General features: G+C 55.0%; 19 protein-coding genes. 12 read left to right on the top strand and 7 right to left on the bottom strand.

Translation table 11 applies throughout. The annotated features are described in order from the left end of the window. The first annotated feature begins 378 nt into the window (after positions 1 to 378). From MWC30_RS13335 to MWC30_RS13310, 6 genes are all read left to right on the top strand, one after another. On the top strand, positions 379 to 1,050 hold the full coding sequence (locus tag MWC30_RS13335) for a PspA/IM30 family protein (protein ID WP_244084688.1): 672 nt from the start codon (positions 379 to 381) through the stop codon (positions 1,048 to 1,050). Positions 1,051 to 1,131: 81 nt separating this feature from the next. After that, the gene (locus MWC30_RS13330; RefSeq protein ID WP_244084687.1) at positions 1,132 to 7,587 is read left to right on the top strand and encodes a hypothetical protein; all 6,456 of its coding nucleotides are present in this window, start codon (positions 1,132 to 1,134) and stop codon (positions 7,585 to 7,587) included. A 341-nt stretch (positions 7,588 to 7,928) separates the two neighbouring features. After that, positions 7,929 to 9,437, top strand: a complete 1,509-nt coding sequence (locus tag MWC30_RS13325; protein WP_244084686.1) for a multiheme c-type cytochrome — start codon at positions 7,929 to 7,931, stop codon at positions 9,435 to 9,437. 129 nt (positions 9,438 to 9,566) lie between these two features. Beyond that, positions 9,567 to 10,835 carry an MFS transporter gene (locus MWC30_RS13320; protein ID WP_244084685.1) on the top strand — a complete coding sequence of 423 codons (1,269 nt, stop codon included), beginning with the start codon at positions 9,567 to 9,569 and terminating at the stop codon, positions 10,833 to 10,835. 513 nt (positions 10,836 to 11,348) lie between these two features. Continuing rightward, entirely contained in the window at positions 11,349 to 12,284 is a 936-nt protein-coding gene (locus MWC30_RS13315; protein WP_244084684.1) for a universal stress protein, read from the top strand. Between the two features lie 21 nt (positions 12,285 to 12,305). Next, the gene (locus tag MWC30_RS13310; protein ID WP_244084683.1) at positions 12,306 to 12,491 is read left to right on the top strand and encodes a DUF4428 domain-containing protein; all 186 of its coding nucleotides are present in this window, start codon (positions 12,306 to 12,308) and stop codon (positions 12,489 to 12,491) included. A gap of 363 nt (positions 12,492 to 12,854) precedes the next feature. On the opposite strand, the gene MWC30_RS13305 is transcribed toward MWC30_RS13310, so the two are convergent. Then, positions 12,855 to 13,319: a polyhydroxyalkanoate synthesis regulator DNA-binding domain-containing protein gene (locus tag MWC30_RS13305; RefSeq protein WP_244084682.1), complete on the bottom strand. Its 465-nt coding sequence runs from the start codon at positions 13,317 to 13,319 to the stop codon at positions 12,855 to 12,857. A gap of 303 nt (positions 13,320 to 13,622) precedes the next feature. Here MWC30_RS13305 and MWC30_RS13300 point away from each other — a divergent pair, with 303 nt between their 5' ends. From MWC30_RS13300 to MWC30_RS13285, 4 genes are all read left to right on the top strand, one after another. After that, the gene (locus MWC30_RS13300) at positions 13,623 to 13,886 is read left to right on the top strand and encodes a hypothetical protein (protein WP_244084681.1); all 264 of its coding nucleotides are present in this window, start codon (positions 13,623 to 13,625) and stop codon (positions 13,884 to 13,886) included. Between the two features lie 127 nt (positions 13,887 to 14,013). Further along, on the top strand, positions 14,014 to 14,292 hold the full coding sequence (locus MWC30_RS13295; RefSeq protein ID WP_244084680.1) for a hypothetical protein: 279 nt from the start codon (positions 14,014 to 14,016) through the stop codon (positions 14,290 to 14,292). A 206-nt stretch (positions 14,293 to 14,498) separates the two neighbouring features. Next, positions 14,499 to 16,109, top strand: coding sequence for a hypothetical protein (locus tag MWC30_RS13290; protein WP_244084679.1), 1,611 nt, complete (start codon positions 14,499 to 14,501; stop codon positions 16,107 to 16,109). A 26-nt stretch (positions 16,110 to 16,135) separates the two neighbouring features. Then, the gene (locus tag MWC30_RS13285; RefSeq protein WP_244084678.1) at positions 16,136 to 16,639 is read left to right on the top strand and encodes a hypothetical protein; all 504 of its coding nucleotides are present in this window, start codon (positions 16,136 to 16,138) and stop codon (positions 16,637 to 16,639) included. Positions 16,640 to 16,940: 301 nt separating this feature from the next. Here the strand turns inward: MWC30_RS13285 and MWC30_RS13280 are convergent, their stop codons facing one another. The 5 genes from MWC30_RS13280 to MWC30_RS13260 all read right to left on the bottom strand — a co-directional run bounded on the left by MWC30_RS13280 (position 16,941) and on the right by MWC30_RS13260 (position 21,735). Continuing rightward, positions 16,941 to 17,360 carry a MaoC family dehydratase gene (locus tag MWC30_RS13280; protein ID WP_244084677.1) on the bottom strand — a complete coding sequence of 140 codons (420 nt, stop codon included), beginning with the start codon at positions 17,358 to 17,360 and terminating at the stop codon, positions 16,941 to 16,943. A gap of 200 nt (positions 17,361 to 17,560) precedes the next feature. Next, positions 17,561 to 18,607 carry a GAF domain-containing protein gene (locus tag MWC30_RS13275; RefSeq protein WP_244084676.1) on the bottom strand — a complete coding sequence of 349 codons (1,047 nt, stop codon included), beginning with the start codon at positions 18,605 to 18,607 and terminating at the stop codon, positions 17,561 to 17,563. 35 nt (positions 18,608 to 18,642) lie between these two features. After that, the gene (gene phaC / locus MWC30_RS13270) at positions 18,643 to 19,818 is read right to left on the bottom strand and encodes a class III poly(R)-hydroxyalkanoic acid synthase subunit PhaC (protein ID WP_244084675.1); all 1,176 of its coding nucleotides are present in this window, start codon (positions 19,816 to 19,818) and stop codon (positions 18,643 to 18,645) included. A 19-nt stretch (positions 19,819 to 19,837) separates the two neighbouring features. Further along, positions 19,838 to 20,740, bottom strand: coding sequence for a poly(R)-hydroxyalkanoic acid synthase subunit PhaE (locus MWC30_RS13265; RefSeq protein ID WP_368860850.1), 903 nt, complete (start codon positions 20,738 to 20,740; stop codon positions 19,838 to 19,840). 374 nt (positions 20,741 to 21,114) lie between these two features. Continuing rightward, on the bottom strand, positions 21,115 to 21,735 hold the full coding sequence (locus MWC30_RS13260; protein ID WP_244084673.1) for a phosphatase PAP2 family protein: 621 nt from the start codon (positions 21,733 to 21,735) through the stop codon (positions 21,115 to 21,117). A 227-nt stretch (positions 21,736 to 21,962) separates the two neighbouring features. On the opposite strand from MWC30_RS13260, the gene MWC30_RS13255 reads away from it, so the two are divergent. Further along, on the top strand, positions 21,963 to 23,639 hold the full coding sequence (locus MWC30_RS13255; protein ID WP_244084672.1) for a glycosyltransferase family 39 protein: 1,677 nt from the start codon (positions 21,963 to 21,965) through the stop codon (positions 23,637 to 23,639). A 102-nt stretch (positions 23,640 to 23,741) separates the two neighbouring features. Here the strand turns inward: MWC30_RS13255 and MWC30_RS13250 are convergent, their stop codons facing one another. Then, a complete protein-coding gene (locus MWC30_RS13250; RefSeq protein ID WP_244084671.1) occupies positions 23,742 to 24,479 on the bottom strand; it encodes a glycosyltransferase family 2 protein in 738 nt (245 codons plus the stop codon). A 261-nt stretch (positions 24,480 to 24,740) separates the two neighbouring features. Between MWC30_RS13250 and MWC30_RS13245 the strand changes: the two genes are divergently transcribed. Beyond that, positions 24,741 to 26,039 carry a phenylacetate--CoA ligase family protein gene (locus MWC30_RS13245; protein ID WP_244084670.1) on the top strand — a complete coding sequence of 433 codons (1,299 nt, stop codon included), beginning with the start codon at positions 24,741 to 24,743 and terminating at the stop codon, positions 26,037 to 26,039. Positions 26,040 to 26,054 lie beyond the last annotated feature (15 nt).

The following is a 26,054-nucleotide window of genomic DNA, read 5'->3' as shown; positions in this document are numbered from 1 at the left end:
CGCCATCACCTTCTGCCGGTGCTCTGAAGGCCTCACACCCCATTTTCCCTTAGCATCAACTTATGAATTTGTTAGACTTATTACAGAAATGTAAGACGGCTCAAAGAAGGCAGGTACTCACCCTGCATGCGTGAGCAACATCTCATTGCGGATTCAGGAGTCAGCCAACAGGCCACTATCCATCCGTTGGTTATTCCAGAATCTAACGATATAGATTTATATCCCTTACCCTCATCCATGAACGGCATACCCGTTTCGGTCCAAGATCTGCATGCATGGGTCGGGATCAATTGACCCGGCAATCTGAACAGGCTGATGAGTGAAATACGCTAGCAACAGAGGGCTGCCACAAGACCGGGAATAGAAGGAGAAGCGAACATGGCCAACATTTTCAAGCGGATCAGCGACGTCATCACGGCAAACATCAATGACCTGATCGACCGTGTCGAAGATCCCGAGCGGATGATCAAACAGATTATCAGGGAAATGGAAGAGAACATCAGCAAGGCCAAGGGGGGGGTGATCGACGCCATCGCCAGCGAGAAGCAGCTTCAAAAGGAATTGGAGCACAATCGGCAACAGTCGGCCGAATGGCTGAGCAAGGCTGAACAGGCGCTGCAGGCGGAGAAAGAGGACCTCGCCCGTGCAGCATTGATCCGGAAGCGGGAGCACGACAGCATCATCAAAGCCATAGAACCTTCCTGGGTTGCGGCGAGGAACACCAGCGAACAGTTGAAGGCGCAGCTGCGTGCCCTGGAAGCCAAACTGGAGGAAGCACGCCGTAAAAGGAGTACGCTCATCGGCCGACAGAGAGCGGCCGAGGCCCGCCAGCAAATGGACAAAACCATGACCAGTTTCCAGGCCGGCCTCAATGCCCAGGCGAGCTTCGCACGCATGGAGGACAAGGTGGCGGAGATCGAGAGCAGAACGGAAGCCATGGCAGAATTGAACGGTGACGCCTCCGACCTGGAGAAGGAGTTCCTGGCCATGGAGGTGGAGCACGAAGTGGAAAATGAGCTCGACAGGCTCAAGAAAAAGATCCAAGGGTAGAGCCCTGCATTACCCATAGGTCTTGTTTTGTAAATTGCCAGCAGCACCACCGACAAGCCGCCGGCGACCGGTGAGAATGCCATGGAAATCGGTATGCTCGAGGTTGTCTTGTTCTCACTCCCTCCCAACGAGAAGAAGAACATGTTTCTTTTACTTTTGCTCCTGGGATGTTTTCTGTCCGTACTCTATGCTGAAAGTTGGCCTTTAGCCGTTTTCCTGGCAGCAGTATTGTATCTCTTTGTCGAACATTACCGGCACCGACCGTCGACACGTGATGCGGGGACACGGGGACAGGAGGCTACCAGGGCTGCTCTCAGAAATATGCCTCGCGACAGCAAGCTCCCTGATGCAGACATACACGATCTTGCCATCCTGCGACTGGAGCTGGAACACTTGCTGGCAGTCAACGCCATCGATCCAGCATTCTACCATCGAGCCGTGGAGGGCATCGACACTCTTCTGGTAGAAATCCTGGATGCTTCCGGCGTCACACCTTACAGCAGCGATTGGTCCCGGGGACGGGAAGCCGCTTGGAAATTGCTTTGCCAGAATAAGCTGGCTCCGTCGGAAAGACCTCCCTGGCCAAGAGAGGCACCGATACAGGTACCGGTTGTGGAGAAGGAATCTGAATGGGAGGGGGAGGAAGGGCTTCCAATACAGGCCGCAGGAACGCCTGACTCCGGGGTTGAGCCAACCGGTGAGACAGGGCTCGCCGGCAGCCAGCTCCCCATTTCCGTGCAGCCTGCAGCAGGCGTTGAAGCGCCACCTCCTTCCGCCCAATCGACGACTCACTTGGCCGGTGAGCCAGCCGCACCGCCAACCGAAAAGGGATGGCCTGTTCAGGCTGCAGAGGAACAAGGGGCATCGGAAGCATCCTTCCCTGCGGCGTCCACATTAGAAAATGAAGAGGGTGCTCCGTCTTCCACGTCACAGATGGACAAGGAGGAAATGCCAGGCTACGCATGGAAGCCCACCGCAGTCAGCGCCCTGGAGCGTGCTCTCCGGACCTTATCCGGCTGGCCGGCATTGGTCGTTCCTTTCCTGGCTCAGAACATCGGCTGGTTTATCGGGGGCTTTTGCTTCGTTGCGGGCTCCATTCTCCTGGTTTCCTACACGAGCGGCTTTGTCAAGACCCTCACCGTTGCCGCCGTTCTCCTGGCGTACACCCTGTTCATTCTTTGGGCAGCCTATCGATTGCGCCTCAAGCGGCCTGAGCTGGAGACATCCAGCAGCGTGCTTTTTTCACTGGGAGCCCTTTTGGTTCCGCTCAATGTGGCTGCATCCGTCCGAGTCATTGTAGCCGGTCAGACCCCCCTGGAGCTCCTGGTGGGGAGCCTGGGCGCTCTCATGGTGATGGGAGGTTTGTATTTCGTTACGATGCTGGCTTCCGGTGTCATGGAAAGATCGCTCCAGGGCCGGCATCCCCGCGTTTTCCTCGCTTTGGCCGCCATGCAGATGGCTGTGCCTGTGCTGGCTCGCTTCCCCTTTTGGCCGCTTCTGGCTGCTCTACATTCCCTCTTGATGGGATTGCTGGCTTACGGCCTGGTGGTGTTCACCCAAGAATGGCTGCGCTCCATTTTTGTCGAGCGACGGAAAGTAGCGTACTATGCGGCTGGGACTTTGGTCTATGCCGCTGTCATCTCCTTCCTGCACCTCACCTGGGGTTACGGAAGCCCCACTGCGCTGCCCGCAGGCTATTACAGCCCCTTTCTCATGGCGGTTTGCGGCCTGCTCTTTTACGTTGACGCCCATCTGAAGCAGTGGATCCACAAGTTCACTTATCTGTCTCGACTGAGTTTCGCCATTTATGGCCTTTCTGCACTGGCGCTTTTCCTGAGCGCCTATACACCTTCAGCACGCCTGGTCACTCTCTGTATGGGGTGCGCTCTTTACGCCACGGTGGTCTGGCAATTCCTCACCCTGACCCCGCTGTTCTTTCTGCTCTTCTGCCTGAGCTGGCTCTATGGTTTGGTGGTTCTGCAGCACTTGCCCGATTCATGGTATCTCCTGGGAAGCCTTCCAGGCCTGGCGGGGTTGTTTACTGCAAGCCGTTGGCTTCTGAGCAGCCGATCGAAGGCCATGGGACTCATTGTTTACAGGGTGTGGCTGTGCATGGCAGTCGTGCTGGCAGCATGGAGTATAGCCCACGGACGACCGGGGTGGGTGGCGATGGGTACGGCCTTGACGATGACGTTCCTCACCCTTGCGGGGCTTCGCTTTGCGCCAGACGGATTGTTCCATGGAGCAGGCGGCACGGGGAGTACGCAGTACCTTTTGAACGGACCATGGTTCTACAGCGTAACGTTCATGGCGGGTGTGGCCGTCTGTTGCGCACCACAAGGGACCTTGTGGCACCCCTGGACACAATGTGCTTCCGGTTTCCTGCTCCTGGCAGCCCTGTGGGCCTGCTTCGGGCTGCATCTCTACCGAACCTCTCCAGAAAGGATCTCGACGAAAGTTGAAGTCCTGTTGAACAGTGCTCTGCTGAACCTCCTCATCTCGTCCACCCTGGCCGCGCTCCTCGTCCCACCGATTTTCACCATGAGTCCGGCTCCCCCCATCTTGATGGCCCTCCTGGCTGCAATCCTCCTGGGGATGAGCCTGGAACTGCGCGACCGGTGGCTCTTTTACGCCGCTCTCGCTCTATGGGGCGCGGCAGGAACGATCTTCAAGCTCAGATACTTCCCGGAGCCCGCAACGGGTGCAGTTCAACTGCTCCTGGCACTGACTGCCTGGGGGCTCATCTGGTGGATGGAGCGCGAACCGGAGGAAGTGAGGGCTCTGCGGCGGGAACAGGCTGCACTCCTGGCCCTGCACCGGCCGAAGCTGAAACTGCTCTGGGCGCTCCCGGTTTCGGGCATCCAAACCTATGAACAAATGCTCCGTCCCCCTCTGCAGTCGGCCACCCTGCTGCTGGGTTCTGTCGGCATTGCCTTCCTCGGGCTTCGACTCATCTCAGGCCCGGTCGGGTGGGGCTGGACATTCTCGGCACTCCTCGGAATGTGTGTCACCACACTGGCCGGTGGTCAATTTTATTTTCCGTGGCTGCTCCCGCTGTCCATGTCCCTGGGTCTCGGGGCATGGCTGAGTGCACTCTCCCACCTCTCTGTCAGCGGGGTACCGATTCTGAGCTTTGCCGGTGCGGTATATGCTCTCCTGGCCTGGAGAGTGGGCGTTTTTGCCCTGACTCCCCCCAGGACTGCCTGGGCCGTCAAGAACCTTCATTTCCATCCGCACGATGTGCCCAGTGAAAAGTGGCTGCATCATCCCGCGCTAGCTGTCATGGGACTGAGCCTTGGAATCTGTCTGTTTCACTGCCGTTTCTTAACGCCCAATACGGTTCTTCCCCTCACTCTTGCCGCCGCCATGGTTTTTCTCTGGTCAGCCGGACACAGATATGAACAACTGCTGCACAGTTACGCTCTCCTGGGATTGTTCGTTTTGGCCAGCCTGCTTGGTTATGCCTGGGCATGGACATCTTATTTCCCAAGATATCCCGCTCTCTTTGAAAGTCTGTTGAAGGATCCTGGACTGGGGTTGCTCCTGGCACTGGTCGCTCTCTGCATGCATGGGACCGCTTATTGGCTGGAGTGCGAGGCGAAGCGCAAGGATGCTGCCGGGGTGGGTCTTCATGAGGCGCTGTACCGAATGCCCCTGAGAATCACGGCCACGCTGCTGGCCATGTGCGCCGCTGTCCAGCAGATCGCTCTGATCTGGTTGGAACCTGTCATGCCGACCGCTCTTCTTCCCATCCTTGTCTTGATCCTCTCCACTGCTGGCCTGTTCATGGCAGGTCATGCACTGGCCCGGCCATGGCTCAACCTCATGGGTATCCTGCTCACCGTTTTCACAGGGTTATGGATAGAGGGCACGTTGCTGCATCCCGGACTCCCCTTCACACTGCTGCCGGGAAGCTCTGCAGTTTCGGATCGATGGCTCACTTTGTCGCTGTTTGGACTGAGTTTGGCGATTCTAGCCGAAAGGCTCCACATCAATCCACATGGGGCAAAACTCTACCATCAGCCATTAAGGCTGTCTTCCCTGCTGACATGCTCATGGGCCATGCTGAGCGCCTCCATTTTGCTTGCAGCTGCGCCTCTGCAGCAAAACGTTTTCCTGCCGCTGACCTTCTTCACCCTCACGCTTTGCCTTTTCCCATTGCTGAGTCCCCTGCCCCGCCCAGCCATCATTCGAGGCATCGCCGTCCCGTTGCTTCTCACCATGATTACGCTGAGCACCCTCCCGTTTGTTGGAACGAGGCAGTGGGGGAGCGTCACGGCGCTTCCGTTTGGTTATATGCTCTGGGGTGCCGGTAACTTCGCCCTTCCCCGCTGGAATGAACGTTGGCCGCATTGGGCCGTGGCTCCCGACCTCTGGCCATGGATGGGACTGGCTGCAGTCAGCTTCGGCGTGGTCAGCCGTTGCCTCGATCCCAGCACTCTCTTCACTTCCCTTTCCTGGGGGGGATATGGAGGTGCGGCTGCAGTCTATTCTTACCTGATGCTGCGCAACAGCCCATGGAGGGGTTTCGCGTATTTTGGATCGCTTTCTCTGGCATTCACGGGTCCGGCGTTCTTTGCGGCTGCGATGGCTCCCCTGGAAACCCGGACCCTGCTGGGTTTGTTTGAGTGCATCCTGCTCTGTTCCGCCTCCGGTGTTGCCCTCAATCTGCTTTGGGCCAATGGACTCCTGCGAGCTGTGCCATTGTGGAGAACGCACGGGCAGGAGCTATCCGTCCGATGGGGCTTGCGATTCCATGACCTCGGCACACCGCTTCTCATGAGTGTGTCCGGCTTTCTCTCTTTTTTCCTGCTTCAAATGATCCTCATGAAAGTGGAAAGCCTCTCGAGGCTTCATCACTTTTTCTCCTTGAGCCAATGGTCCTGGACCTTTTTCACGGGGACACTCATCACCCTCTCCTTCCTGCACCTCTGGCGACTGCACCAAGCCCCATGGCAACGTCACGCCATCCTTTCGTCGCTGCTCTTCACTCTCATGAGCAGTTGGCTGGAGAGCCCCTCCCACCTCGTGCACCTCCCCCTCTTCCTCGCATTGTGGAGTGCAATGCTAATGTTCGTTCATTCCGCATGGGAGAATAACTCCTGGGGAGGCGAGGCTGCGGCACCCCTGCGCCAGGCTCTTTCGGTATGGATTGCCCCGAGTCTCAATGCCGCCATCATAACCTTACTCCTTACCCCCTTGAACCCGCCCCTCCAATGGCTCCTCACCCTGTCTCTCCTGGCTGCCCTCTCGGCTATCCATGGCCTGGTGCGACAGAATAGACTCTGGCTGCTCGTCTCCATGGTAATGCTGCTCGCCCTCCTCCATTGCTGGCCCCTCTTGTGGGTTCCCCTCCCCCAGGCGGCACTCCTGGCACCCTGGTACGCCCTGCAGGCGGCATTCCTGGCCCTGTTCCTGGCGGTGAGTGGTGAGCGGTTGCAGCATTATTTGGAAAAGAGAGCCCTCTTGAGTGCTCAGAGCGCGTTGTGGAATTTTGCATCGAGGGAAATCGCTCTGTTGTATTCCCAAGCCTGGCCGACTCTTGCTCTGCTTGCATTGGTGGAGTGGATTCTGCATGGAATCGCTCTTTTAGAGGTCCTTGCCGGCAAAAGCCGGCCCCAGCCATTGATGGGCAGCGTGGGAGATTCTGCCGCGGCCCTCGCTGCCGCCCTCCTGCTCCTGCTGCTTGGCCTCCAACGGGCATGGAAGTCCAATCAGGCGATATGGGTGTATAGAACGACGGCATTCGGCGGCGCTGTCGGGCTGTATATCCGCTTGACCGTCCTGGGACTGTCGCCGCCAGGCATCTGGGATACGGCTGCTATCATGGCTTCCGCCTATGTCTTGTTCGTGATCCACAGAATCACCTCGTGCAAACCGCTCCTCCACGTTGTGCTGCTCTTGCCCGCCCTTGCATTGATAACGGTCCCTCTGCAGTTGGAATCGGCTCAAGCCGCAGGAGCACTCATGTCCATCGGAGCGCTTTATCTGCTCACATGCCGTGAAACCAGGAGACCTGTTCCCCTCTACCTGGGGATTCTGTCCTTCAACGCTGCCGTCTATCTTTGGATACCAGGCCTGGTGAAGAGCAGTCAGGCCCTCCAGCTTTACGTCGCGCCGGCCGCCGTCAGTGTGCTGCTGCTCCTTCATCTGCACAGAAAGGAGCTCAAGCGTAGCGTGCTGAACAGTGCGAGGCTTGCTGCAACGAGCATCCTCTACGCCTCCGCCTCCATGGATGTTTTCCTGAGAGGTGATTTCATGATCTTCGTCGTTGCAGTGATTCTGAGCCTCATCGGCATCATCCTGGGCATTGCCTTCCGCACCCGTGCCTTCCTTTACAGTGGCGTCGTGTTCCTGGTCTTCAACATTCTGGGCCAGCTGATTCTCCTGTTTCCTGAGCAAAGACTCCCCAAAGCCATGTTTCTGCTGGCTTTGGGGGCGGCCATAACGGGAGGCATGATCTGGTTCAATCTGCAGCGTGAACGCATCCTGAGACACATCCGCATTTTCCGGACAGACCTGGAATCCTGGACATAGACGGAAGATATTGACCACAGACGGGGATTACCCTGACACACTTTGTATCATTCAAAGGCAAGCTCCGTATCCGCATTTTGGTGTCTTTCAGTTTCGAACAGGATTGACAAAAAGGGTGATCGAGTCTGGCACTGTCGCCGTCTGAATATCTTTTTCATATCCCCGGCGCAATCGAATACATTTGCATGAGAAACAGGGTTAAAGCGTCCCCACACCGCAGTGAAAGATGGCGCCGCCGTTGAATCTCTGTATCTTTGCGTCTATTATGTTCCCGCCTATATTGCCTGTTTGGTCGAAGACCTTCCGGTGAATGATCTGAATTCAAGAGGGGGAGAGCGTTCATGAGACGGATATTTGTCATCACTCTGGCGATTGCCTGCGTGGGGCTCGGGTTTACCGGCGCCCGGGCTGAATCGAAAATCAGCCCTGCCACCGAAGAATGCCTGGGGTGCCATGCCACCATTCACCCGGGCATTGTGGAAGGATGGAAAAAGACCCGTCATGCGGCGACCACCCCCGCCGAGGCCCTTGCCGTCGAAGGCCTTGCCCGCAAGATCACGGGGCAGAATATTCCCGAAGACCTGAAAAACGTTTCTCTGGGGTGTGCCGAGTGCCATTCCCTCAATGGATCATCCCATAAGGACACCTTCGACCACAATGGGACATCGATCCACGTCGTGGTGAGCCCCAAAGACTGCGCCACCTGCCACGTCGAAGAAGCCGGGCAGTTCGACAAAAACCTCATGGCCCACGCCCACGGCATCCTGGTGAACAACAGCCTCTACAAGACACTCATGGGCGCCATCAATGACACACCCCTGTTCGACAAGGGGAAGGTCGCCACCAAGCCCGCCAACGCTCACACCGAGGCTGAATCCTGTCTCTACTGCCATGGAACGAAGCTCGAGGTGACAGGCTCCGTGACGCGTGAGACCGACATGGGAGAGATGACCTTTCCCGTCATTTCGGGGTGGCCCAACCAGGGGGTCGGTCGCATCAACCTGGACGGCAGCCGGGGGTCATGCGCTGCCTGCCACACCCGCCACGAATTCTCCATCGAAATGGCCCGCAAGCCGTACACCTGCAGGGAATGCCACGTAGGACCCGATGTGCCCGCCAGTAAGGTCTATGAAGCGAGCAAGCACGGGAACATCTTTTCCAGCAAGAACAGCGGATGGAATTTCACCAACGTCCCCTGGACAGTGGGAAAGGATTTCACCGCCCCCACGTGCGCCGCCTGCCACATGAGCCTGCTGACGGACACCGAGGGAAAAGTCGTCGTCAAGCGCAGCCACGAGGTGAAAGACCGCCTCCCCTATCGCATCTTCGGACTGATCTACGCCCATTCGCATCCCAGGGAGCCCGATACCTCCGTCATTCGCAACAAGGACGGCCTGCCGCTTCCCACGGACTTCGCCGGGGGCAGCGCGGACAAGTTCCTCTACGATGAGAAGGAGCGCGCCGCCGTGAAGAAGACCATGCAGGCGAGTTGCCTGTCCTGCCACCACCAGTCCTGGGTGGACGGCCACTGGGAAAGGTTTGTGAACACTATCGGCGAAAGCAACACGGCAATCCTGGCGGGGACCCGGATCATGACGGATATCTGGCAGCTGGGGCTGGCCACAAACCACCAGAAGGGGGGAAGCCCCTTCGATGAGTACATCGAGCGGGTCTGGAGCGACTCGTGGCTCTTCTACGCCAACACCATCCGGTTTGCATCCGCCATGGGGGGTGGAGGCGACTACGGGGTGTTCGCCGATGGCCGCTATCACCTTTCCAAAACCGTGCGGCAGCTGGAGGACTGGCTCAACCAGAGGAAGCCGGCGAAAGGAAAGCCCTCAGCGAAATAGTCGGCATCGGCGAATCTGCAAGGCTGCAGACATGGGGAAGTTGAAATGTTTTTGGGACGCAAACGCCGTGTGCGGCCCTCACGGCATTGATGAGGATGAAGGTTGTTGAAGGCTTTGATGGCAAGGAAGATGACTGCAGACGAAGTTGCTTCGTGCGATGGTTTGGCCCTCCAGCGCCGAGTGCTTTTCTCGCTGTGTGCGGCGGTCTTTTTTCTGTCACAGTTTTATCGGGCCTCCAATGCGATCATCGCCCCGGAGCTCCAGCGTGATTTGTCTCTCACCCCTGAAAGCCTGGGGCTTTTGAGCGCCGCATTCTTCTATGCCTTCGCCTGCGCGCAAATACCACTCGCGCTCTTCCTGGATCGCCTGGGAGCCCGAATCATCATCACGTTCCTGACCCTGCTCTCGTCTGTCGGGTCCCTTTTTTTCGCGCTCTCTTCAGGCTTGTACGGTGGGCTGGCCGGCCGGGTCCTCATGGGCGTGGGAATGGCCGCAAATCTCATGGGACCTCTGAAGCTTTTCACGCAATGGTTCTCACCGGGGGAGTTCGCCACATTATCAGGCCTCTTGGTTGGGGCAGGGACTCTGGGCGCCCTTGCCGCAACGACACCCCTTGCACTGCTTGTGGAAATCATGGGCTGGAGGTGGTCATTCATCACTTTCAGCGGACTGACCACCCTGCTTGCGGCCGTTTTCTACCTGGCCATTCAAGACGGCCCCGGCGCGGCAGCCAAGACCGATAACGGCATGCCGAAGGCTGCGAAGCTGACCGCCAATATCCGATTCATACTCAAAAAGCCCGACTACTGGCTCATTTCATGCGGAACGTTTTTTCGATACGGCACCTTCATGGCTGTCCAAGCTCTCTGGGCCGGCCCATACATGATCGAAATGCTCCATTTTACACCGGTGGCAGCCGGAAACATCATCATGCTGTCCAATATCGGATACGTCATCGGATGCAGCATGGGCGGCTGGTTATCCGACAGGGTACTCTCCTCGCGCAAACAGATCGTACTGATGGGGCTGGGTGGAATGGCCCTTTCAGAACTGGCCCTGACACTCTACTGCGGCGGTTCCCATAAGCTGATGCTGACAGGTGTCTTTTTTTGCTTCGGGCTCTTTGCCGGATTCGGCAATGTCATGTATGCCCATATCAAGGGGATCATGCCGTTGGAAATGTCCGGTATGGCTCTCACGGGCATCAACTTCTTCACCATGCTCGGTGTGGGGGTTTACATCCATTTCATGGGATGGATTTTGGATCATCTCGCGTCAGGGCGACAGGCGGGGCTGGATGGTTATCAGGCTTCGTTTTTCCTGACTTTCCTCGGCGTTGCCGCAGCAGGCGTCGCCTACCTTTTCACCCATGAATCGGGGGAATGGTCCAAGTCGTAGCGCCTTACCATGAGAGTTTTTTCCCACCTGTTGGCAGGGCGCATGCCCCCTGATCACGAGAAGAATCCATTTTCCCAGTGGCAGGTTCTGCAATTTGATCCCCACGCGGTATCGGAGGATGCAATGGGCGTGTAAATGTTCTTGACAGCATTTTTGTCAGGTGCTAACCGAATATACTCAAAGAGCAAATTCTCAATACCTGCATTCAGAGCATCTCCAGGCGCATCGAGTAAGGCCGCAATCGGGGTGAGCTCCTCTCCCCGGGAGGCAAGAGCACCAAAAGTACGCTCGATGTGTTGAAGTCACCGAATCCTTTGTCTCAGTGATAGCGATGGGCCTGAAGCCCACGCCATGGGCTTTCGATCTCCCGGAAGTGAACCCTCTTCACGGGAAGCCATCCAACGGACAGCCTTCTCGTCCCGTACTGGAAGCAACGGCAATGCGCAGGCCTTGGCATTGTACATCCTTGAGAAACTGAAGCACCAATACTTCAGCATAGGGAGCGTTAAGACAATGAATTCGAAGGACAAAAGAATTCTCGTAGCATTGGATGGGTCCGAGCACGCTTTGAACACCGTGCGTTACCTGGGGCAGGTGCTGCCGCCTCACAGCACGGAGTTGGTCTTTTTCTGCGTGCTGGGTCAGGAGCCCGATTATTTTCTGGACAGTGCGGTAAACCCTGCCTCCCGGTATGGACAGGACATTGCCGCCCGCTGGCGCACGGAGCAAAGAAATACCATCGAAAAATACATGGAAAACGCGCGTCGGCTCATGACGGAGCGGGGATTCCCTTCTGAGGCGGTGAAAATCAAGATCCAGGAGAAAGAAGTGGGGATCGCCAGGGACATCATCCGTGAGGCTCAAAGTGGCTATGATGCGGTGGTAGCAGGGCGCCAGGGCACCAATCCCATCACCAGGCTCGTCATTGGAAGTATCGCCAGCAAGCTGCTCCAGAGCCTGACGTTCGTTCCCTTGTGGCTTGTCGGAGCCACAGAGCCGAGCAACAAAATATTGGTTGCCGTGGATGCATCCGAGAGCTCCATGAGGGGTGTCGAGCATATCGGCAACATGGTGGGCAACGCAAATGTGGAGGTCACGCTTTTCCGGGTCATCCGCATCCTCAAACAGGACGAAAAGTTTCTCGAGGCTCTCGGTCAAGACACTTCAAAAGCAAAGGCCGCCGAAGAAGCCATCACACGTAACATCTTTGAGAATGCCTTTAAAATCCTTGAAAATGCAGGAATGAAGCACGATCAAATCACAGCCAAAGTAGTCACGGGAGTGGCCACGCGCAGTGGCTCCATCATTGCTCAGGCCTCAAGTGGAAAATACGGGACCATCGTGGTGGGACGAAAGGGGCATTCGAAAGTCGGAGACTTTTACATGGGGCGGGTGACCAACAAAGTTGTTCAGCTGGCCAGTAAGGCAGCGCTCTGGGTGGTCAACTGAAAGCAAGAGAAGGTGACGGACATGTATGAAAAAATGATAGATAAAGCGATCCAGTGCGACCTGTGTGGAGAAAAGCATCCCGACGGTGTCATCTACAAATCTGCTGACATGATCTATCTGTGCCCGGATTGTTTTCAAAAAATTGAGGAGATGCCACAGAATATTCGAGAAAGCACGGAGCGCATCCTTCTTGGAAATGTGCTCTGAGGCTTTGGAGTACAAAGGGCAAAATAAATTTAAGATTTCTGGCTATGACCGAACCCGTCATTCCAGCTTGAAGCATGCCGGAATGACGGGTTGTGAATGTTTAGAAGATATCGGCTGAAGCACCCAGCCTCTGCAGGGCGGCACCGGTTGATCTTGGCCCCCCACTGAACTGCCGGGCCGGAGCAGCCAATGGTGTTGACTTACGTCACCCCGGTGAAAACCGGGGTCCAGAAAGTCTTTATTTTCCTGGATTCCGGCTTTCGCCGGAATGACGAAAGTTGGTTGAGTCAGCAGCATCGGCCGGAGAAGCCCCCGCGAGTCCGGCACACGGCGTTGCCTCTCCGCCATGGACGAGAACTCTCGTCATTCTTTTTCCGTCTGTTTTTTTTGCCGACGGGCAAAGAGCTCCAGCAAAGAATCCATGGACATGAAGGGCGGAATGCCGCCGGGGGGGAAGTTAGAAAAATCCAGCCCCTTACCGAGCCACAATTTGAACTGCTCGTCCACGCTCGACTTGTAGGACAGATAGTTCTTGATGGTGAGCTCCAGGTATTTTTCGAAGAATTCGCTGAGGATATTCCCTCCGTAGCAAATGACCAGATGAAGAAGGGGGGACGGGAGAAGTGCATTCTTGTTTCTTGCCTCTTCCACGATGATCTGGGTGAGGATGAAGGCGGTGACGTCTTCATCCGTCTTGGCATCCACGACCTGGACCTGCCGTCCCTCCTTGATGAGGTCGGAGATCTGGCCGAGGGTGACATAGCTGCTCGTTTGCGTATTGTACAGACGCCTGTTGGGGTATTTTTTCAGGAGTACCTTCTCGCCCATCGCATTTTCCTGTCTTTGGTTCCAAAAATCATGACACGGCGCAATAAAATCTCTTTTAAAAAAATCCAGTCATAAAAACAAAAGCGGCTATTTTAATTGTAATGATAAGCAATCATTGATCAATTAAGTAAAAATCACTTGAGCCCACAGCTATAATCCTGGAAACAGAAATTTATTGCATTGCAACAATTTTCATTGACAACCCGAACTGTGCCCATTACATATAATGCAATTCGAAAAGATTAGGAATGAAGGATTTCAGACAGCTGCAAACAATTTGAAAAAACGAGGAGATTATCAGGTATGGAACCAATCAAAATGGCAAAACAGATGATCGATTTCAACAAGGCGACCTTCGATAACACCTTCAGCGCCATGGTTCTGGTTCAAGAGCAGATGGAAAGAACGGTCGGAAGCTTTCTCGAAAAAGCGACCTGGCTGCCTGACGAGGGGAAGAAGCTCCTGAACGAATGGATGGCATCGTACAAGAAGGGTCGGGAAGATTTCAAGAAGACGGTGGATGAAAGCTACAAGAAGCTCGAAGATTATTTTTCCAAGACGGAATAACTCTGAGGACCGCCGTGAACAGCCTGACGACACACAGTGCGTCGGTGCTTTCATTTCGAGCACGGCGATGAGGCCAGGGTACCGGATCAATGCTGCCAACCCTTTGTGCGATACGAAAAGGAATCTCATGAACCCCATGAATCAAAACGAGATATTCAAGAGCATGCTACAGTTTAATAAGACCGTCTTTGAGAACACATACAACGCGATCACGCTCATGCAGGACCAAGCGGAAAAAATGTTTGATTCCGTGTGCAGTCAGAATAGCCTCCTTCCCAAAGACGGAAAGAGCTTGATGGACGAATGGACTAAAGTGTATAAGACCGGGCGCGAGTCTTTCAAGCACTACACTGACGCTGCATTCAACAAGGTCGAGACTTTTTTATCCGAAGCCAGGAATGACTGATTTGCATTCGATCCATTCTCATGATCGACCGCAATGCAGGCATGCAAAGGCACAGTGGCAGCACGACGCGGGACACTGTGCCTTTGCAGCGTTTTTTGTATTCATTGTGACCCACCACGCCGTGGTTTCTGATTTACAGTAATAATGGGAACATTCTCCTGCGGGAATCCGCTTTTAGGGCAGCAATTTGCTTAGAGGGGCAATCGATGCAAAATAATTCTGACGCCATTCGCGATGGTATCGCTTTTTTCAACCGCGCATTGGAACAAATGCCCAACTGGAACGACCAAGTCATGGAAGCGTCCTTCAACGTGTCAAAGGGAGCACAAACCTACTGGTATGGTGTTCTGAAGTATACCAATGAGTTCATGGTGCCCTTCTGGACTGCCCTGGATTCTTTTTTGAGGCTTGAGCAAAAAAAAGCGATGAGCCTCCCCATCGAGGAAACCGCGAAGGATTACTTGGAGCTCTTGCAGTTCAACATGCAGATCGCCAACAAAGGCCTTGCCAGTTCCGCCACAGCCGTTACCGACCACTACCTCCGGAAGATGAGTGAAGCTCTGGAGGCCATGCTCCACACGATTTTTTCAGGCAACGGGAAGAGCCTGGCGGCCTACACGGTACGGCAGCTGCAGCTTCTGGATCTGACTGTCCATGCCTACCCCAAAGCCATTTTGGACATTGAACCGGAATATGGCTTCCACTTCGACCGTGGAGGCTATGTCAAAGCGGCCGAAACCGACCGGTTCGAATTATACCAGGTGCTTCCACAGGACAGTGCCGTTCAGGTCAGGGAAGACGGCAAGCCCATCATCATTCTTCCGCCCTACGTCCTTGGTGCCAACATTCTTGCTTTTCTTCCGGGCGAGGGCAAAAGCTATGTCCACTGCTTTGCAAACCAGGGGATCCCAACATATATCCGCATCATGAAGGACATCGACACCACGCCTGCCGTACAGCTCCTGACGCCCGAAGACGATGCCCTCGACACGCGATATTTCTGCGAGCAGCTCATGACCAGGCATGGACGAAAGGTCACCCTGAACGGCTTCTGTCAGGGGGGATTCATGGGCATGCTGGACCTTCTTTCGGGAGAGCTGGACGGACTGGTGGATGCCGTCATCACTTGCGTGGCTCCCATGGATGGCACGCGCAGCATCGCCCTGGTAGAGTACCTGCAGCACCTGCCCCCCCGTTTCCGGGACTTGGGGTACGCCGCCAAATTGCTTCCCAACGGCAACCTGGTCGTGGACGGCAAGGTGATGAGCTGGGTGTACAAGCTCAAAAGCATCGAAAACGAAGCGCCCATCTTTACTTTCTACCGGGACCTCATGATGTTTGACAGGCCGGACGGCAAACCGGTCAAAATCAACAAGACGGCTGCAGCCATCAACCACTGGCTTCTTTACGATCGGAAGGATCTGCCTCTGGGTATCACGAAGGCCAGCTTCGATTCATACACGATTCCCGTGGATGCGGACGGGAATCTTCCGGTGAAGGTTTTTGGACGCACTCTCAATTTCAAGCGATTGAAAGAGATGGGGATCCGGTGGCTCCTCTGCATCGCGGAAAGCGACGATCTGGTGGACGATAAGGCATCCCTCGCCCCTCTCGATTTCGTGGAAGCCGAAGTCACGGTCTTTCCCAAGGGACACGGGTCCATAGCCACCTCCTGGTCCATGCCCAGCTCGGCATGCGCGCTTGATTCCTGCTGGTCCCACAAATCGTCCCGATTCGGAGCCAAGGAATGCCGTGGGCCGGTACGTTATCAGTTGGACCTTCAGGCGGAAGGGTACGAGGGTCAGGAGAAATCCTGATGCGAGAAAGGAAGGATCAATATCTCATGGACAGACATTTCCTCGAATTTTGGGGCAATTTTATGCTGAATGCCTCCAGGAGCCAGAAGCAGTTGGAAGAATTGACGGAATGGGTTCATAAAGGGTTCACTGGATTTGAAGAATTGAACTCCCTGTTCAGAAAAATTTACGGACTGGAAGAGACCTCGACTGGGAGCGCGGATGCCGTCAACGCATGGAAGAAAGCCCAGGAAGACTTCATGAAGAACATGAAGGATTATTTGAATCTTTTGGGAGTCGTTCCCCTCGAGGAGCATATTGCCCTGGTGAGAAAATATGAAGATCTCAAAGAGAAGGTCGCTTCACAGGAAGAAACGATCCGGCATCTAAAAATGCTCCTCTCGGAATCCCATGGAGCCAATACGGCAGCGGTAACTCAACATTTCGACGAGCTCATCAGAAAGCAAAGCGACCAGTTTCAAAACCTCATGGATGGCTTCAATCGGCTTTTTCAAAAAGAACAGCCATCCCCGGAAAGCAAGCTGGACTGATCTCGTCAACTGAAAGGCGCTGCATCGGCACCTTCCCGTGTGCAATGCTCAGTGACCATCTTCGATCCGCCATGCTTTCGGCGTGAATGCAGTATACGGGTAGGGTGCGTTTTACGCGCCGGCTGATACTCGTGCGTAGAACGCACCCTACAAAACGCAGGTTTCCATCCTTAACGGTCATGAAGACGACGGACCCCCGTTAATAAAATCCCTCCTGCCCCCTTTGCATAAGGGGGGGGAACGCAACTCTTCCCCCTTTATCAAAGGGGGATTGAGGGGGATTTTCACGGTGAGAGTATTTCTATTCGCGCGGGGGACTCACGACGGCCTCGCCCGCCAAAATCACCTTGCCCTCCTGGTTGATGCACTCGGTTTTCATCCTCACGCGTTTTTTATCGGCTATGACCTCCAGCACTTCCACACGCGCTGTGACGGTATCACCAATGCGAGTCGGTGCCAGGAATTTGAGCTCCTGTGTAATATAAATGGTTCCAGGCCCCGGAAGCTGCATGCCGACGACTGCAGAAATAAAACCGGCTCCCAACATCCCGTGAGCGATCCTGGTTTTGAAAAAGGTCTTTTGAGCGTAGGTTTCGTTCATATGAGCGGGATTGAAATCTCCGGTCACCCCCGCAAACAGATACACGTCCGTTTCAGAGACCGTTTTCGTAGCTTCGGCCACATCTCCCACTTTGATTTCACTGATGGTCTTGCCCTTCATAGAATCTCCTTCCCTTGCCCTTCAAAGGTATATCCATGTTATTCCAATACTTGCTCTGACATCATTCCGCGCAGAAATCTGGAATCCCGTCTTTTGGAGACTGTCCAAAAATTCATCTGCTCGGGATTCAAACTTGCTTCGATTCCCCTCTTGGAGGGGGGAATTTTTAGACGACTTTTGGACCTGCCGGAGTCCTTCGCCTAAAACCAGGACCGATAGCTCCACGTATTCTCTCTGAGGTCCTTCACATCACTTTCAAGCATGAGATAAAGCGAGGCATTCTGAATGGCCAGCCCACCCAACTGAGCCAAAACCGTGCCCATCAGGATCTCTTCCTCCTTGAACTCCCTGCGCGTCCCGCTGTAAAGCCGCAGGACTCCCAGCACCTTATCTTCCGCCTTCACGGGAATGGAGAGAAGGGAGACGATCCCTTCTTTTTCCTTCTCCTTCTTATGGTGAACCCTCTCGTCGGTACTGACGTCCAGGACCGCCACGGGATGACCGGCCAGAGTCTCCCGCACCCCCTTATCCACAGTCAGTGTTCCTCTGTTCAAATAAGATTCGCTCAGCCCATAGCTTGCTACGAACTCCAACGTTTTCCTGTTTTCATCCAAAAGCAGGATGGAAGAGGCTTTCACCTTGAAATACTCAGCGACATCGGCCGTCAGGATATGCAGGATCTTTTTCAAATCCAGGCTGGACTGGATGTTGACCGCCAAATCCAAAATGAGGCTCGTGTTTTGACGGATCCGGTTGAACAGGCGGGCGTGCTCGATGGCCATTCCCGCCTGCTCGCCCAATGCCTTGAGGAACTCTATCTCGTCTGGTTCAAAAACCCTGGGACTTTCGGTAAAAACGAGGATTCCTCCCAGGAACTTCCCTTTGACGATCATCGGGACCGCCAGGATGGAAGCGATGCCTTCAGCCTTTTTCACCTCGCGCCCATCGAGCCTCCCATCGAGGGTGGCATCCTGGGAATAAAGATAGCCTTCATCTTCAAGAATGCGGATGAGTTTCGCAGGATCCGTGAGTCCCTCTTTTAAGTACCTCTCCGAAAGCCCTTTTTGAGCATTGGGGACAAAGACCTTTTCCTCTTCATCGAAAAGGAGGAGAAGGGCTGCTTTGACTTTCATGGTTTCGACGGCGCTTTCCACGATCAGATTCAGCAATTCATCTCGCTCCAGGGTCGTCCCAAAAGCACGGCTCACTTTACATATGGCTTTGAAATAGTCGTTCTCGTGGTTCATGATTTTTTACTCCCCAAGGTCCGGTTACCTTATCTTCAAGAAGATGCCATCGGAGTTTTTCTGCCCTTCGCCGCGACTTTTTGCGCCCGTGGAAGGCGGCTCACCGTCGCCTTTTCCGCATGAACCGGCTCGCTTTCGTCACGCTCTTTCAACCATCCAAAAATCTTGGGTGTGAATTCCCTCTGGCACTTGGAGCTCACGTAGATCCCGATATGACCTGTGTTGAGACAGAGGTCTTCCGTGTCTTTTGTTCCCACCCTGCTGGTGAGAAGCTCGCAGGCTTCGGGCGGTACCAGGTGGTCAAAACGACCGTAGATATTCAGGAGGGGCATGGTGATGTTCTTGAGATCGACGCGTCGGCCTCCCAGTTCAAGCTTGCTCTGGATCAGCAGGTTCTTCTGATAGCAGTCCTTGATGAACTGCCGAAAGGTTTCACCCGGCACATCGGGACTGTCAAAAATCCACTTTTCCATGCGGATGAAATTTTCTACAAACACTTTATCGTCCATGTTTTCAAAAAACCCCACATACTTGTCAATCATGAGGCGAGCGGGGTTGAGCAGCAAAAACCCAAGATTCAAAAAGTCACCGGGCATGTTTCCATAGGTGTCCACCATCAGGTCGGCATCGACCTCCTTCATCCAGACGTGAAGCAGCCCTTTGTCCGTATCGAAGTTGCTCGGAGTCACCGTAGTGATCAGGTTTTTCACCTTTTCCGGGTGAAGGGCTGAATACATGACGGAAAAGGCGCCCCCCATGCAGATGCCCATGAGATTGAGCTTGGGCAGTTTATGACGGCGCAGGATAAAGTCAATGACATTATCCATATAGCCGTTCACATGGTCATCGATGGTGACATAGCGATCTTTGCGGCTGGGATAACCCCAGTCGATCATGTAGAGCTCAACCCCGTCGTTGAGGAAGTTCTGGACCACACTCCTTCCCGGTTGGAGATCAAGCATGGTCTCCCGATTGATCAGGGCGTAGACCAGGAGCAAAGGGGTCTTGATGGGGCCCTTCCTGGCAGGGCGATAATATTTGAGCTTGACACGGTCCTCTTGGTAGACCACTTCGTACGGGGTCGTGGCGATACTGGTGTCGAGAGGACTCAACAGAACATCCTGGGACTTGAGGATGCGTTCCTGGGATTTTCCCACATCCTCCGTCAGTTTGTTCAGAATCAGATCGACGGGAATTTTGGTAGGGCTCATGGTAAAGTTCTCCCTTTATCTAAACAGCGGCATCTCGTGATGATCGGCTTGAAGTCTCCTGTTGGGCCAACTTCTTCGCCATCTCCTTGACCGTTTTTTTCAACAGGTAGATTTCCTTGTACAGATCGTCCATCTCTTTGTTGGTGGGGATAGGCAGGGATTGCAGCATATCGGCCAGCATGCTGTGCTGCGCCAACTTAAAGTTCTCGTTGGCACTGAGAGTATTCGAGAAGGCCTCGAGGTATTCCGATGACTTGAACAGAGTCATGTAATGGCCTTCCAATACCTTGACCCATGTCTCATAGTATTCTTTGAAGTTTTCGGAAAGTTTGCCGTCCCTGGAATGCTCCTCGAGTTTTTCCTCCATCACGCGCGCGGATTTTTCCAGGGGCAGATAGAGCATCCGGAGAAGCCCGGCCAACTGGACCTGGTACAGGTTGAACCGATCCAGCGTTTCATTCACTCTTTCCTGGTAGGAACGTGCCAGCCCCAGTTGCGGCACATTCAGAAAAGGCTGAATCTCTTTTTCATAGAGATCCTTCCACGCATTGAACACGTTTTCATCCAGGTTCTCGAAATGATAGGCTTTCTCCGGCTGAGCAAGCTTTCCCGCTTTCTTCAGCCACTGCTGGTAGAAAGCTGCATAGCCCTGCATGCCAGTCCGCGATATTTTCATGAAGATTTCGGGCGTGGCGCCGGCACCCTTGAAAAAGGCTTCCATCGCCTCGGGATTGCTCAAGGTCGAAAACAAAGATTGCCAGATCTTGAAGGCATTCTGCCACCGTCCACTCCCCTGAGCCTCAAAACCCTGCGAATCTCCTGATCCGGCGGTTGACGCATCGGAAGAAAAGGACCACATTTTGGGGGCAGACGTCCAGAAGTCGGTGGCCGATTTCATCCATGCAGCCATCAAGGAATCCATGGCGCTTTTATCTTGGCTGTCCTGGTTCATAATTCCACTCGCTTCAATAGGTTTGGAAAAGGTTGGCGAAAGAGAAAAAAATGGACAGTTGGTCCAGAAATCCCCGGGCGTGCCCGGTTCAGTCAAACCAATTGATGACAAAAACATTGATAATTCAATGCAGTATGTAATCTCTAAAAATTATGAAATAAGGACTCGCTAAGATGGTTTCTCGAATTTTATGAATGAAAGACGCTGAAAGCATTCGACAGCATGATTGAATAGAGAACAGAGACTGACAGCAGAGATTCACCCCCTTTCAGCAAAAGGTTCATGGGAAGCACGCCCTCGCGGTGGTCGCTGAGCAAGCGGTGACTTTGGAAAACTCGTTCATTCTACCCAGACGACCCATCCCCCTGGAGCATCGGCTGCTGCAGAGATATTCCTTTGCGATCAAAAATACTTTTGAGATAAAGGGTCGTCAGAATTCCCAGGTAAGAGCCGGCAACCACATCCCCCAGATAATGAGAGCCGAGAACGAGTCTGCTCACGATGACCAGGATGGCCACAACGGCATAAAAATGCCTGAATCTCGGATAAATAAAATACAAAGCAACAGCCGCTGCCGTAATCGTATTCGCATGGCCTGATGGGAACGAATTGAAGGCATACCCCCCGTGGAAGAGGGTGAAACCGTATAGCCCCTGCTCGAAAAGCATTTTGGGCCGGTATCGTCCGAACAGAAACTTCAATAAATCAGCGAGGAGGCCGGAAACCGCAATGGAAGAAAAGACAAACAAGGCCTGGTGGGCGTAAGCTTCTTTTTTATTCAGATACCTGAAACATAAAAAAAACAGAAATGACGCAACCAGATACCCCGTTGATACACCCAGACGGGTGATCAGACTGAAAACCTGCAAAACGTTATAGTTGGCTGATCTTAAATGAACAGCGAGAGGTTTGTCTATATAAAAATATGACAGGACACAAAAAACCGGCACGGCCCCCAGCGTCACCCATATCCATCTCCAACTGCAGCTGTTCGTTAGACTATTCATGGCCCAGGGTACGACCTCTCAAAGAAGTTGGTGTTGCTGCTTTTGAAACATCCTTGCCATTTGGCACGGTCTCTCCTATGCTGCCTATCCGTCGTTCTGCCTGAAGTTTTCTTTATAAACGCAGGCATTGAACAATCGATGGCAACCCTTTCATGGCAGGTTCAAGCTTTCAAACAGGAGAAACCGTGCAGCTTTATTTCAAAGGAGCCGGAGCATATGCATGGCTGGCACTTCTCTGTGCCGCCCTGTACCTTCCAGGACTGGTGACACTACCCCCCATCGATCGCGACGAAGCACGGTTTGCTCAGGCCTCTCGGCAGATGGTCGAAAGCGGGGATTACGTGCGCATCCGCTTCCAGGAGGAGCCGCGCCACAAGAAGCCCATCGGCATTCACTGGCTCCAGGCGGGGGTCGTGAAGACACTGGGAGGCAATGCGTCCCGCCACATCTGGCCGTACCGTATTCCCTCCTTCCTGGGAGCCACGCTGGCCGTCCTGCTCACATTCATGTGGGGAAGAAGGATGACGGACCCCCAGGGCGCCTTCCTCGGCGCGGGGCTCCTGGCAGGCTCGCTCCTCCTGATTTTTGAAGCCCACCAAGCCACGACGGACGCAGTACTGCTCGCTGCCGTTGTGGCATCTCAGGGAGCTCTGGCCGCCCTGTATCTGAGGCAGCCGGAAGATGTCTCCCGAAGCACCCTGGGGCCGGCTGTCATCTTCTGGTTTGCCCAGGGGGCCGGCATCCTCATCAAAGGCCCCATCGTCCCCACCGTGACCCTCCTGACTCTCGCAGCCCTGATCGCCATGGACCGCAGAGCACTGGATCGGTTGAAGGGGCTCCATCCCCTGCTTGGTCTCCTGGGAGTGGCGCTCATGGTGCTTCCCTGGGGCATCGCCATCACCAAGGCCACAGGTGGAGCGTTTTTTACCGACGCCATCGGGAAGGATCTCCTCCCCAAACTGGTCTCGGGTCAGGAATCCCATGGATTCATGCCGGGGTATTACCTGCTGCTGCTCCCTCTAACATTCTGGCCCGGCTCGCTGTTCCTCGGTCCAACCCTTCTATGGGCGTGGAAGCAACGGCAGCGGCCTGAAGTCCGCTTTTTGCTGGCATGGATCCTCCCCGCGTGGGTACTTTTTGAACTGGTCCCCACCAAGCTCCCCCACTATATTCTGCCCGCCTACCCTGCGTTGGCCCTGCTGACGGCACAGGCGGCCTTTGCCGCACAGAAGGCGGATTTTCAATGGCCCCGCTTCTGGCCCGCCTGGCTTTCCATGGCCTTGGGGCTCTTCGTGGGAGGCGTCCTGGCCGCAGGCACCGCGCTGATGCCGTGGCTTCCGGACGGCAGGTTCGATCCCTGGAGTCTTTGGCCCATCCTCGTCGCTCCGGTCACCCTGGGAAGCATGGTGTGGTATCTTCGACGCCGGCAGGTAGCAGCAGGCCTGGCAGCTGCGATTCTGGGAGCCGTTCTCATCCTCGGGCCGGCTCTTCAGACCATTTTGCCGCAGGTCGGCACTTTCTGGCTGAGCAACACCATCGTGCGAGAGATTGCCGCACTGGACAAGCCCCCGGGCACCGCGCTGCCTCCCCTCGTTGCCGCGGGATACCATGAGCCCAGCCTGGTTTTTCTGGCAGGGACCCAAACCGGCCTGCTTTCTCCGGAAGAGGCGGCCGAGGCTCTGTCGGCACGGCCGGATACCCTGGCCGTCCTGACCCAAAAAGTGGAGCCCGCCTTTCTGGCAAAGGCACAGGAATTGGGTCTCGCGTTGCAGGTCGCCCGCACGATGAAAGGCTTCCACTATTCCAAAGGCCGATGGGTAACCTTGAAGGTGTATTCCGCACAGAAGGCTACAGCTCCGTGAGGCTTGAAATTAGCTGTCAGCTGTTGTAGTGCTCTCGCGTAATCTATCAATACTATTGAGCTAATAACTAATGGCTAACGGCTAAGAGCCTGCCGTGACGGTTCACTCTTCCATTTCACTGGAAGAAGCGATTCTATAACGGAAGGCCCTCTTCCGCAGCCACAGGACGCCGAACGTGTCCGCCAGGCCCACCCAGAGTCGGTTGTGAAGACCGTATTTGCTCTGCCCCCTCAGGCGGGGGCGATGATTGACGGGAGTTTCCGCCAAACGCCCCCCCTGCATGGCCACCAAGGTCGGAAGGAAGCGGTGCATTCCCGCGAATCGAGGCAGGGACTGCACATATTCCCTCCGGAAGGCGCGCGTGGAACATCCCACATCCCTGACAGTCTTCCCCGTCATGAAATTTCTGAAGCCATTGCCGATGCGGGACGACAGCTTGCGCATGAGGGTATCCCGACGTCGGGCTCGGTACCCGTTGGCCATATCCGTTCCGCCATCGGCTACCATTGCCACCACCCTGGGAAGATCGGATGGATCGTTTTGTCCATCCCCATCGATGGTGGCCAGAATTTCCCCACGGGCCATCTGAAACCCGGCGCATAGCGCCGCGGACTGGCCGGCGTTCCTCTCGAAGGACAGGTACCGGTGACGCGAATCGTTTCGGCAGAGGTCCTTCAGGATGGAAAGACTCGCGTCGTCCGAGCCGTCGTCCACCCAAAGGCATTCCCAGGACCAGACGGTTCCGCTCATGGCCGACGTCACTTCGCTTGCCAGCGAGGCAATGTTTTCCGCCTCGTTCCGAATGGGGACGATGATGGAGACTTTGGGGACTGTGTGCATATCGGTGCAACCAAATGAGTGTAATTGTAACAAAAACTAAGATTCATCCACATGAAGCGCCTCAGATTCATAGTCTTTCCCGGGAACATTTGTCAAAGCTATTCTCAGCGATCCCCTCCTTTTTCGCCTGTTTTTTTCCCATCCAGGGGAGGATCGGTTGTCTGCAGGATTTTTTTGCAGTTTTTGTCAAAATTCAGACTCATTTGTGATATGGAAACGGGGAACAAAATCGAGGTGCTTCACGCAAAGGAGATCTGCTCAATGAGTGTTTCTTTCATGCCAGCCTTCACCTCTCACGAGGAATTGGAAGCCCTGCAGCTGGAGGGGCTGAAATGGACCGTGGCACACGCATACCACAACTCACCTCATTATCGAAAAAGCCTCGATGAGGCAGGGGTTTCGCCCGACAGCATCCGTACGCTGGATGACCTGCGCCGTCTGCCCTTTGTCACGGCCCATGATCTGCAATCAGGTTACCCTTTCCCCCTGCGGTCCGTTCCCTTCGAAAAAATCGTTCGCATCCATGCATCCTCGGGCACCACGGGAAAACGAAAGGTGCTCTGCTACACTCAAAAGGATCTGAACGACTGGGCGAGCATGTTCGCACGCTGCTACGAGATGGCCGGCCTGAGCCGCGAGGACAGAGTCCAGATTGCCGTCGGGTACGGGCTGTGGACCGCCGGAGTGGGATTTCAGCTGGGTGCCGAGCGCTTCGGCGCTCTGTCGGTTCCCGTCGGGCCTGCCAATACCGAGATTCACTGCCAGATGCTCGAGGACATGCAGAGCAGCGTGTTTTGCGCCACGGCCTCCATGGCCCTGCTCATCGCCGAAGAGATCGAGCAGCGTGGGTTGAGGGACCGCATTGCCCTCAAGAAGTTCATTTTCGGCGCGGAACGCCACAGCAAGAAGATGCGCCAGAGGATTCAGGAAATCACGGGAGCGGAGCACCTCTTCGACATCCCCGGTTTGACGGAGCTCTACGGGCCCGGCATTGGCCTTGAATGCATGGCCCACCAGGGGGTTCATTACTGGGCGGATTACTACATCCTGGAAATCCTGGATCCTGAGACTCTGGAGCCGGTGCGCCCGGGCGAAATGGGAGAGATGGTCGTGACCAGTCTCCGCAAGGAGGCCGCGCCCCTCATCCGCTACCGCACTCGAGACCTGACGCGCCTCATCCCGGAGCCCTGCCCCTGCGGCAACCCTCTTCCCCGCCATGATCATCTCATGGGCCGTTCCGACGATATGTTCATTTTCCGTGCGGTCAACATCTATCCGGGCCAGATCGATCACGTGCTGTCGCAGATCCACGGTTTGGGAAGCGAATACCAGGTGCATCTCTACCGCCGGGAAGACGGCCGGGATGAAATGCATCTCAAGGTCGAGCGGACCGACGAAAATTCCCCCGACGCGGATCGGCGCCTGGCAGACCTTGTGGCATCGGAAGTCCGTGAGCAGATCCTCGTGCGCACACGCGTGGAAGTCCTGGAATACGGAACGCTTCCGCGCACGGATCGCAAGAGCAAGAGAGTCTTTGACCATCGAACGCTGGAGAGCTAAACCCAAAATGAGGAG

Source organism: Desulforhabdus sp. TSK, from assembly GCF_022836495.1.
Classification (GTDB): domain Bacteria; phylum Desulfobacterota; class Syntrophobacteria; order Syntrophobacterales; family Syntrophobacteraceae; genus Desulforhabdus.
The sequence above is the reverse complement of the archived record's forward strand: the minus strand, read 5'-3'. Positions and strand labels throughout refer to the sequence as shown.